The organism is Streptomyces sp. NPDC001156 (assembly GCF_053598275.1).
In genome coordinates this window covers 65,437-74,723 of the sequence record NZ_JBSFJX010000032.1, presented here as the reverse complement: position 1 = coordinate 74,723, position 9,287 = coordinate 65,437, and the positions used below count along the sequence as shown (strand labels likewise).

At 71.0% G+C, this 9,287-nt stretch carries 8 protein-coding genes; 5 read left to right on the top strand and 3 right to left on the bottom strand.

Features of this window, described 5'->3' with window-relative positions:
* Positions 1-121 precede the first annotated feature (121 nt).
* Positions 122-487 (bottom strand): YbjQ family protein, encoded by a 366-nt coding sequence (locus tag ACWDA7_RS18225; RefSeq protein ID WP_359394708.1) that lies wholly within the window; start codon positions 485-487, stop codon positions 122-124.
* 156 nt (positions 488-643) lie between these two features.
* On the opposite strand from ACWDA7_RS18225, the gene ACWDA7_RS18220 reads away from it, so the two are divergent.
* Complete coding sequence (locus ACWDA7_RS18220; protein ID WP_450605282.1) at positions 644-1,810, top strand: VTT domain-containing protein; 1,167 nt, start codon at positions 644-646, stop codon at positions 1,808-1,810.
* A gap of 4 nt (positions 1,811-1,814) precedes the next feature.
* On the opposite strand, the gene ACWDA7_RS18215 is transcribed toward ACWDA7_RS18220, so the two are convergent.
* Together ACWDA7_RS18215 and ACWDA7_RS18210 are read right to left on the bottom strand one after the other, a co-directional pair.
* A complete protein-coding gene (locus ACWDA7_RS18215; RefSeq protein WP_450605281.1) occupies positions 1,815-3,617 on the bottom strand; it encodes a threonine/serine exporter family protein in 1,803 nt (600 codons plus the stop codon).
* Positions 3,618-3,712: 95 nt separating this feature from the next.
* A complete protein-coding gene (locus ACWDA7_RS18210) occupies positions 3,713-4,204 on the bottom strand; it encodes an inorganic diphosphatase (protein WP_234512613.1) in 492 nt (163 codons plus the stop codon).
* 79 nt (positions 4,205-4,283) lie between these two features.
* On the opposite strand from ACWDA7_RS18210, the gene dacB reads away from it, so the two are divergent.
* The 4 genes from dacB to hpt all read left to right on the top strand — a co-directional run bounded on the left by dacB (position 4,284) and on the right by hpt (position 9,167).
* Positions 4,284-5,948 (top strand): D-alanyl-D-alanine carboxypeptidase/D-alanyl-D-alanine endopeptidase, encoded by a 1,665-nt coding sequence (gene dacB / locus ACWDA7_RS18205; RefSeq protein ID WP_450605280.1) that lies wholly within the window; start codon positions 4,284-4,286, stop codon positions 5,946-5,948.
* A 92-nt stretch (positions 5,949-6,040) separates the two neighbouring features.
* Complete coding sequence (locus ACWDA7_RS18200; RefSeq protein ID WP_450605279.1) at positions 6,041-7,165, top strand: zinc-dependent metalloprotease; 1,125 nt, start codon at positions 6,041-6,043, stop codon at positions 7,163-7,165.
* 190 nt (positions 7,166-7,355) lie between these two features.
* Complete coding sequence (gene tilS / locus ACWDA7_RS18195; protein ID WP_450605278.1) at positions 7,356-8,375, top strand: tRNA lysidine(34) synthetase TilS; 1,020 nt, start codon at positions 7,356-7,358, stop codon at positions 8,373-8,375.
* A gap of 231 nt (positions 8,376-8,606) precedes the next feature.
* On the top strand, positions 8,607-9,167 hold the full coding sequence (gene hpt, locus ACWDA7_RS18190) for a hypoxanthine phosphoribosyltransferase (protein WP_359394722.1): 561 nt from the start codon (positions 8,607-8,609) through the stop codon (positions 9,165-9,167).
* Positions 9,168-9,287: the final 120 nt, after the last annotated feature.

Here is a 9,287-nt window from a genome sequence, read left to right as displayed (position 1 = left end):
CGCCGGCATCGCAGCACTACACAACCTCAAACTCGACGTCCGGTAACCGCAGCACCCACCCCGGCAAGGCCCACCTCACCCCGCATTACGGGATACCTCTTAGGGTCCTGGCCCGGGCGCGCTACACCCGGGCCAGGACCACCGCGGTCCCGTAGGCGCACACCTCGGTGCCGGCGTCAGCGGCCTCCGTCACGTCGAAGCGGAAGGCCAGGACACCGTTCGCGCCACGCGCGCGTGCCTGCTCGATGAGCCGTTCCATGGCCTGGTTGCGGGTCTGTACCAGCGTCTTGGTGAGCCCTTTCAGCTCGCCACCGATCATGGACTTCAGGCCCGCGCCGATCTGGCTGCCCAGATGGCGCGAGCGGACGGTGAGGCCGAAGACCTCGCCGACCACCCGCTCGACGCGGTAGCCGGGTACGTCGTTCGTCGTCACGACCAGCACGTCGGGCTCGGGGCCCTGGCCGCCGCCGTACTCTTCGATGCCCATGGCTCACAGCTTCGCCCCGGTCCACGCACCGTGCACCCCGGGGGCACCGGTGGAACCCGATGAGGACATCGTGCGTTGATAGCTTTGTCCGGCCCATGTCGTGGGGGCCGCCCCACAGGACGCCGCACCCCTCTCACCTCTCAGGAGCCCGGAACCGTGACGACGCTTGCCATCGGACCGAGCTGGATGGATCCGAATCAGCTGCTGGACACCTTCGGGATCTGGGGCCTGCTCCTTGTCGTCTTCGCGGAGTCGGGCCTGCTCATCGGCTTCTTCCTGCCGGGTGACTCGCTGCTGTTCACCTGCGGCCTGCTGATCACGTCGAACCAGCTGGACTTCCCCCTGTGGGGCGCCATCGCCCTGATCTGCCTCGCCGCGGTCGTGGGCGACCAGGTGGGCTACATGTTCGGCAAGAAGGTCGGCCCCTCGCTCTTCAACCGTCCCGACTCCCGCCTCTTCAAGCAGGAGAACGTCACCAAGGCACACGAGTTCTTCGAGAAGTACGGCCCGAAGTCCCTGGTCCTGGCCCGCTTCGTGCCGGTCGTGCGCACCTTCACGCCGATCATCGCCGGCGTCAGCGGGATGAAGTACCGCTCGTTCGTCGTCTTCAACGTCATCGGCGGCGTGATGTGGGGTGCGGGTGTCACACTGCTCGGCTCCTGGCTGGGCAACATCGACTTCGTCAAGAAGAACATCGAGGCGATCCTCATCCTGATCGTCCTCGTCTCGGTGATCCCGATCGCCATCGAGTTCCTGCGGGCGCGTTCCAAGGCCAGGAAGAACCCCGCGCAGGACATGGATCCCCAGTTCCAGCAGCAGCCCCCGGTCATGGACGACGCGACGACGCGGCTGCGGCCCGTGGCCCCCGCGTACCAGGACCGGAACCAGGGCCAGCCTTACGGCAACCAGAACCAGCCGTACGGCAACCAGAACCAGGCCTACGGCAACCAGAACCAGCCGTACGGCAACCAGAACCAGGCCTACGGCAACCAGGGGCAGGGCTACCCGCAGGACCAGGGGTATCCGCAGGGGCAGGGCTACCCGCAGGACCAGGGGTATCCGCAGGGGCAGGGCTACCCGCAGGACCAGGGGTATCCGCAGGGGCAGGGCTACCCGCAGGGTCAGGGGTACCCCCAGGGCCAGGGCTACCCGCAGGGCCGGCCGCAGCAGCGGCCCCACGGAACGGACCAGGGCCACGGCGGCCAGTACTACGGCCAGGCCCCGCAGCAGCAGCCCCAGGGGTACCCGCAGCAGCCGTACGGCACGCCGCAGGGTTATCAACAGGGCGAGCAGCCCTACGACCAGGGCTACCGCGCCCAGTAAGGGCTCAGAAACCGCGCGTCCGCTTGGCGGCCCGCCGCCCCTTCGCGGAGCCCACCCGCAGGAACAGCCGGGAGATCTCCGACCCCAGGTTCACGCCGATGGCGATGGCCATGGCGAGCGAGGCGGCCTTGGCCAGCGACACCAGGCCCTTGTCGACGTGGGCCTGGGCGATCGACAACAGCCCGAAGTACGTCGCGGAGCCGGGCAGCAGCGGCCCGATCGCGGCCGTCGTGTACGGCAGCGCGGAGGCGAACCGGTACCGGGCCAGCAACTGGCCGAACAGGCCCACCAGACCCGCGGCCACGGCCGTGGAGGCGACCGGCGAGAGGCCGCCCGGGTAGTGCATGGCGCCGTACACGCTCCAGGCGACGCCCCCGTTGAGGGTCACCCACAGCACGGTGGACCGCTCCTGCTGGAGCAGTACCGCGAAGGTCAGGCACAGCAGCATGGACGCGAGAATCTGCACGACCGGCCGCTCGGAGACGTTCAGCGCCGCGTCCGGGTTCAGCTGGGCGCCCAGTTTGACGCCGAAGTAGAGCACCACCAGGACGCCGATGACGATGCCCACGAAGAAGTACAGGACCTCCAGCAGGCGCGCGGCCGCGGTGATGTAGAAACCGGTCAGCCCGTCTTGCACGCCCGCCACCAGGGCCCGTCCGGGCAGCAGCGCGAACAGACCACCGGTGACCACCGCGGACGCGTTCACGTGCACCTGGGCGACCGTGAGCGCCACGCCGATCGCGGCGGGAGGCGTCGCGGCCACCGTGAACTGGTAGAACTCTGGCAGTCCGCGCCCGGCGCACAGCCAGGCCAGCCGGTCGCCGAGCATCGCGCCGAGCGCAGCCGCGATGAACACGATCACGTCGCCGCCGACGAGTACGGAGGCCGCACCGGCGAGCAGCCCGCTCGCCCCGGTCAGCGCCCACCCGGGGTAGGGGTGCCGGTTGCGCCGGAGCTCAGCGAGCCGGCGGTAGGCCTCCTCCAGGGAGATTGTCGTGTCCGGGTCGCTGAGGTCCGCCACGAGCCGGAACACGGCCGACAGGCGGGTGTAGTCGGTGCCGCGGCGGCGTACGGTGCGCGAGGCCGTCACCGGGTCGTCGACCAGGGAGGGCTGGTACGAGATCGACAGCAGCGTGAAGGTGACGGTCGGCTCGCAGCGGTCCAGGCCGTAGGACCGGCAGACCGCGAACATCGCCGCCTCCACGTCCTCGGCGCCCTCGCCGCCCGCCAGCAGCAGTTCGCCGATACGCAGGGTCAGGTCGAGCACACGCGGCACGGCGGGGGCGGACTCGCCGGTCTTGTGCACGGGTTCCGGCGCGGGCCGCTCGGCCACCGGCATGCGCAGCATCGTGCGCATCCGGTCCTGCCAGGGCGCCTCCTTGGTCAGACGCACCGCGGGGATCCCGGAGGGCGGGGTGAACGCGGGCGGTGCCTGCCCGGCGGTGTACGTGCTCGGCGGGCTGAATGCCGACCCCTCCGGCTCGGTGGCGTGCGGCCGCGGGACCTCGAGCCCCTGCGGGAGGGCGAACTCGGACGTCGTCTCCGGCTCGGCAGCCGGCGCCGGCGGCACATCGAGCCCCGCCGGGACGGCGAACTCGGACGTCGTGGATGAGTCGGTGCCGGACACCGGGGGAACGCGAACGGCCGTGGGACTCAAGAACTCGGACGTCGCGGCGGAATCGCCCTCGTCCCGCCCCGGGGGCGCGAACGCGCTCCTCGCCTCGTCCGACTGCGGCTTGCGGTCCTCCGCGTCAGGCTCCGCCACCAGTTCCCGCCTCCGCCTTTCGTACCCGTGCTTCCCTCGCATACCTCCCGTACGTCTCAGTATGCGTATGAACACCGGCGTACGAACGGGCCGCGTCACCCCGCAAGGGGTCACGCGGCCCGCAGGACGACAGGGGGTCAGTGACCGCCGTGCTCCTTGAACCGCTTGTACGAACGCTCGATCTCGGCCTCCGCGTCGGAACGGCCCACCCAGTTGGCACCCTCGACCGACTTGCCGGGCTCCAGGTCCTTGTAGACCTCGAAGAAGTGCTGGATCTCCAGGCGGTCGAACTCGGAGACGTGGTGGATGTCCCGGAGGTGCTCCACGCGCGGGTCGGACGCCGGCACGCACAGCAGCTTGTCGTCGCCGCCGGCCTCGTCCGTCATGCGGAACATGCCGATGGCGCGGCACTTGATGAGGCAGCCGGGGAAGGTCGGCTCCTCCAGGATGACCAGGGCGTCCAGCGGGTCGCCGTCCTCGCCGAGGGTGTTCTCGACGAAGCCGTAGTCGGCCGGGTAGCTGGTCGAGGTGAAGAGTCGACGGTCCAGGCGGATACGACCGGTCTCGTGGTCCACCTCGTACTTGTTCCGCGAACCCTTCGGAATCTCGATCGTGACGTCGAACTCCACCGGTGGCTCCTCCATGATCAACACATAGTTCTGGTGATTAAGTGTCCCTCACGCAGGTGTGTGATCGCGAAAGGGGCTGGTGGTCGTGCCGGAGCTGAGGGCTTGGCGGGCCGCGCGACCGCATCTCGCGCGGGTCGCCCGGGCCGTGAGACCGCGCCTCGCGCGCATGGGCCAGGTCGTGGGACCCCGTGCGCAGCGGATCGGCGAGGCCGTGCGGCCGCGTGCTACCCGGCTCCCTGGGGTGGTGAAACCGCACGTCACACGGGTCGCGCGCGCCGTGGGCCCGGGCTCTGGGGGGCTTACGGCCCCACAGCTGACGGCCGTCGCCGCCACCGTGGGCCTCGCGCTCGCGGCCGGGGCCGCGACCGCTGCCGGTCCCTGGGACTCCTCGGGTCAGCGTACGGCCGAGCGTGACCGCGCCGCGGCGTGGGGTCGCCAGGGTGGCGCAGATCACGCACGTAATTCCGGTACGGCGGCCGACGCACCCGCTCCCGCGCCGAGTGCCGCGCCCGTCCTGGCCGGTCTCGGCACCGCCGCGAACACCACCAAGTCCGCCCCGTTCGCGACGAACCTGACCGCGGTCCTCGACAAGCTCCTGGACGACCACTCCCTCGGCAGCCGGCGCACCGCCGTCGTGGTCGACGTGGCCACCGGCAAACGCCTGTACGGCAAGGGCGCGGACGACGCGCTGACCCCCGCGTCCACGACGAAGATCGCCACGGCCGTCGCCGTCCTCTCCGCGGCGGGCCCCGACCACCGTCTGACCACCCGCACCGTGCTGGAGCCGGGCAAGGACACCGTGGTGCTGGTGGGCGGTGGCGATCCGACCCTGACCGCTCGCAAGGACGACGCGGGCGGCTGGGCGAGCCTGCGCACGCTCGCCGACGCGACGGCCGCCGCGCTGAAGAAGCGCCACCTGGCCTCGGTGACCCTCTCCTACGACGCCTCCCTGTTCACCGGCGAGGCGGTGCACGAGATCGGGGCCAACCCCAATCTCGCGCCGGTCACCGCCCTTACGGCCGACGAGGCCCGCGCGGACAACTCCACCAGCGGGCCGGCGCCGCGAGGCACGGACCCGGCGGGTGACGCGGCCCGCACCTTCGCCGGTCTGCTGCGCGACCGCGGCGTTCGCACCTCTGGCCCCGGTGCCTCCCAGGCGAAGGCCACGTCCCGCGCGCAGCCCCTCGCCTCGGTGCAGTCGCCCCCGCTGTCGGCCGTGGTCGAGCGGATGCTCACCAACAGCGACAACGACATCGCCGAGGCCCTCGCCCGGCAGACGGCCCTCGCCACCGGGGGCCGGCCGAGCTTCGACGGAGGCGCGGCCGCGATCGCTGCCCAGCTGAAGAAGCTGGCACTGCCGCTCAAGGGCGCGCAGTTCCACGACGGCAGCGGCCTGAACCGCGCGGACAAGCTCTCGGCGGACCTGCTGACGGCCCTCCTGGCGACCGCCGGCTCCGCCTCCCATCCCGAGCTGCGCACGGTCCTGACGGGGCTGCCGGTGGCCGGCTTCACGGGCACCCTGAGCGACCGCTACGAGGACGCCGCACAACGGTCGGGAATCGGTGTCGTACGCGCCAAGACGGGCTCCCTGACAGGCGTCAACACGCTCGCCGGGACGTTGGTCGACGTCGATGGCCGCCTGCTGGCGTTCGCGTTCCTGACGGACGGCTCGATGGACCAGACGGCGGCGAGGGCGGCACTCGACCGCGCGGCCGCTGCCCTGGCGGGTTGCGGCTGCCGGTAACAGCGGCATCAGCGGCCCCACCGACCCCGCACCGGACCTACGCCGGTGCCGTGGCCTCACCGCACTCGCGCACGAGCACGTACCGTTGACGCATGACGAGCATCGGTGGTGCCGAGATGGTCGACTGGAATCTCGCGGTGGCGACCGCGACCCGGCTCGTGCGGCCGGGCCCCGAGGTGAGCCGTGACGAGGCCCGTGCCGTCGTCGCGGAGCTGCGCCGACATGCGAAGGCCTCGGAGGAACATGTCCGGGGCTTTACTCGTATGGGCGAGGAGGGCACGCACGACACTCCCGTCCTCGTCGTCGACCGCCCCGGGTGGGTCCGGGCGAACGTCGCCGGGTTCAAGGAGATCCTCAAACCCCTTCTGGACAAGATGCAGGAGCGCCGCGGCAACACCCCCGGCGGAGCCGTCCTGGGCGCCGTCGGAGGCAAGGTCACCGGCGTGGAGCTGGGCATGCTCCTGTCGTTCCTGTCCTCCCGTGTCCTCGGCCAGTACGAGACGTTCGCCCCCGACACCCGCGATCTGCCCGCGGGTGAGAACGGTGGCGGCCGCCTCCTGCTGGTCGCGCCGAACATCGTGCACGTGGAGCGCGAACTCGACGTGCACCCCCACGACTTCCGGCTCTGGGTCTGCCTGCACGAGGAGACGCACCGCACGCAGTTCACCGCGGTGCCCTGGCTGCGCGATCACCTCGAGGGTGAAATCCAGTCTTTCCTGGAGCAGACCGAGATCGACCCCATGACGGTCCTGGAGCGCGTCAGGGAGGCCGCCCAGTCCCTCGCCGGGGGCCGCCCGGAGGGCGAGGAGGACGACGACGGGCACTCCTTCGTCGAGCTCGTGCAGACGCCCGCCCAGCGGGAGATCCTCGGCCGGCTGACCGCCGTCATGTCCCTCCTGGAGGGCCACGCCGACTTCGTGATGGACGGCGTCGGCCCGGACGTCGTCCCGTCCGTCGCCGAGATCCGCGAGAAGTTCCAGCAGCGCCGCGCCAAAGGCGCCTCCCGTCTCGACCTGGCCCTGCGCAAACTGCTGGGTCTGGACGCCAAGTTGAGGCAGTACCGCGACGGCGAGCGGTTCGTGCGGGCGGTCGTCGAGCAGGTCGGCATGGACGGGTTCAACCGTGTGTGGACCTCTCCGAACACGCTTCCGACCAAGGCGGAGATCTCCACACCGGCGGACTGGGTCGCGCGGGTGCACCGCAAGGCGGAGTCGTGAGGCCGACACGAGGGTAGTGAGGCGGATCCGGCCTTCGGCAGGTGAACGCCTCGCCAATCACCCGTCCGAGGGACCGTGAGGCATGCGTAGGCGTGCAATGCTCGGGGAACCGCCCGTTTCTGTCACCATCGACACACTCTGAGTGACCGGCTCGGGCTCATCCCCCGAAAATTTCAGAAGGGAACCGGACATGGGTCCCCATCCTGCGGTCGCGGCGATACGCCTGGCGGTCCGCCGCGTCCTACACGACGTCCTCACCGAACTGAACAGCGACGACCGGCCGCACCACGAGCGCCGTGCGCCGCTCGTGCTCGTCGCGTGCTCGGGCGGCGCCGACTCCATGGCGCTCGCCTCCGCCCTCGCCTTCGAGGCCCCCAAGCTCGGCGTCCGCGCCGGTGGCATCACCGTCGACCACGGTTTGCAGCCGGGCTCCGACCTGCGCGCGGACGAGGTCGTCCTGCGCCTGCGCGAACTCGGTCTGGCCCCGGTCGAGTCCATCGCCGTCAGCGTCGGCCGCGAAGGCGGCCCCGAAGCGGCCGCCCGCGACGCCCGCTACGCCGCCCTGGACGCCGCCGCCGCGCGCCACCGCGCCGCCGCGATCCTCCTCGGACACACTCGCGACGACCAGGCCGAGACCGTACTGCTCGGCCTCGCGCGGGGCTCCGGCATCCGCTCGCTGTCCGGAATGGCCGCGGTCTCGGGGGCCGGCGGCCGCTACCGCCGCCCCTTCCTGCACCTCGACCGGCAGACCGCCCGCAAGGCCTGCATGGCCCAGTCGCTGCCCGTGTGGGACGACCCGCACAACACCGACCCCGCGTACACGCGCTCCCGCCTCCGTCACGAAGGCCTGCCGGCTCTCGAGAAGGCGCTCGGCAAGGGTGTCGTCGAAGCTCTCGCCCGGACGGCTCAGCTCTCCCGCGACGACGCCGACGCCCTCGACGCCTGGGCCCGCCAGGTCGAGACCTCCGTGCGCGACGCCTCCGGCCTCCTGGAGTGCGCCAAGCTCTACGCGCTGCCCCCCGCCGTGCGCCGCCGGATCCTGCGCCGCGCCGCCATCGAGGCAGGCGCGCCGGCCGGCTCCCTCTTCGCCCGCCACATCGAGGAGGTCGACCGCCTGATCACCGGCTGGCGCGGCCAAGGGGCCATCAATCTCCCGGGCAAAGTGGTCGCTCAGCGGCAGGGTGGCAGACTGGTGATTCGGCAAGGCTGAGAACACGCCTCCTGCGGGAGGCGCCCGGTCGCCCCTTCGGGGCGGTTCCGGTCAGCCGCGCGAGCGAGCCGAAGGGGCGCGCCGCTGTCGAATGGGAGAGCTCGCCCAGATCGCGCGGGCCGCAGCCGACAGGCTGCTGCTGCGGCGCGGACGCCCGGTAACGGCCGGCCGCCGACGGCGGCAGCCGCTCCCGGAGGCGAGCGGGCGACAAGTGCGGGACGACCGAAAGTGATGCGGGTGGACGCGAAAGACATGGGTGCCGACCTCCAGCAGGTGCTCATCACCAAGGAAGAGATCGACGCGAAGCTGGCCGAGCTGGCCGCGAAGATCGACGCGGAGTACGCGGGCAAGGACCTGCTGATCGTCGGTGTCCTCAAGGGCGCGGTGATGGTCATGGCCGACCTCGCCCGGGCGCTGTCCACCCCCCTCACCATGGACTGGATGGCGGTGTCCTCCTACGGGGCGGGCACCCAGTCCTCCGGCGTCGTACGGATCCTCAAGGACCTCGACACCGACATCAAGGGCAGGCACGTCCTGATCGTCGAGGACATCATCGACTCCGGTCTGACCCTGTCCTGGCTGATCTCCAACCTCGGCTCGCGCGAGCCCGCCTCCCTCAAGGTGTGCACGCTGCTGCGCAAGCCGGATGCCGCCAAGGTCGCCATCGAAGTCGAGTGGGTCGGATTCGACATCCCGAACGAATTCGTCGTGGGATACGGACTCGACTACGCCGAGAAGTACCGCAATCTTCCATTCGTCGGTACGCTCGCGCCCCACGTATACGGCGGCTGAGCTTCCGGGCCCGGCCTCCTCGCGGTGACCGCGACCCCGGGGTCGCGGTCGTTCGGGGACGTTCGGGAACCCCAGCGGCTTTCTCGCCGTTGGAGCATGCGTGGACGGTATGCCAGAGGT

Coding starts and splice junctions, on each gene's coding strand:
- ACWDA7_RS18225 (WP_359394708.1), bottom strand. CDS start 487: ATGGGCATCGAAGAGTACGGCGGCGGCCAGGGCCCCGAGCCCGACGTG.
- ACWDA7_RS18215 (WP_450605281.1), bottom strand. CDS start 3,617: ATGCGAGGGAAGCACGGGTACGAAAGGCGGAGGCGGGAACTGGTGGCG.
- ACWDA7_RS18200 (WP_450605279.1), top strand. CDS start 6,041: ATGACGAGCATCGGTGGTGCCGAGATGGTCGACTGGAATCTCGCGGTG.
- tilS (WP_450605278.1), top strand. CDS start 7,356: ATGGGTCCCCATCCTGCGGTCGCGGCGATACGCCTGGCGGTCCGCCGC.
- hpt (WP_359394722.1), top strand. CDS start 8,607: ATGCGGGTGGACGCGAAAGACATGGGTGCCGACCTCCAGCAGGTGCTC.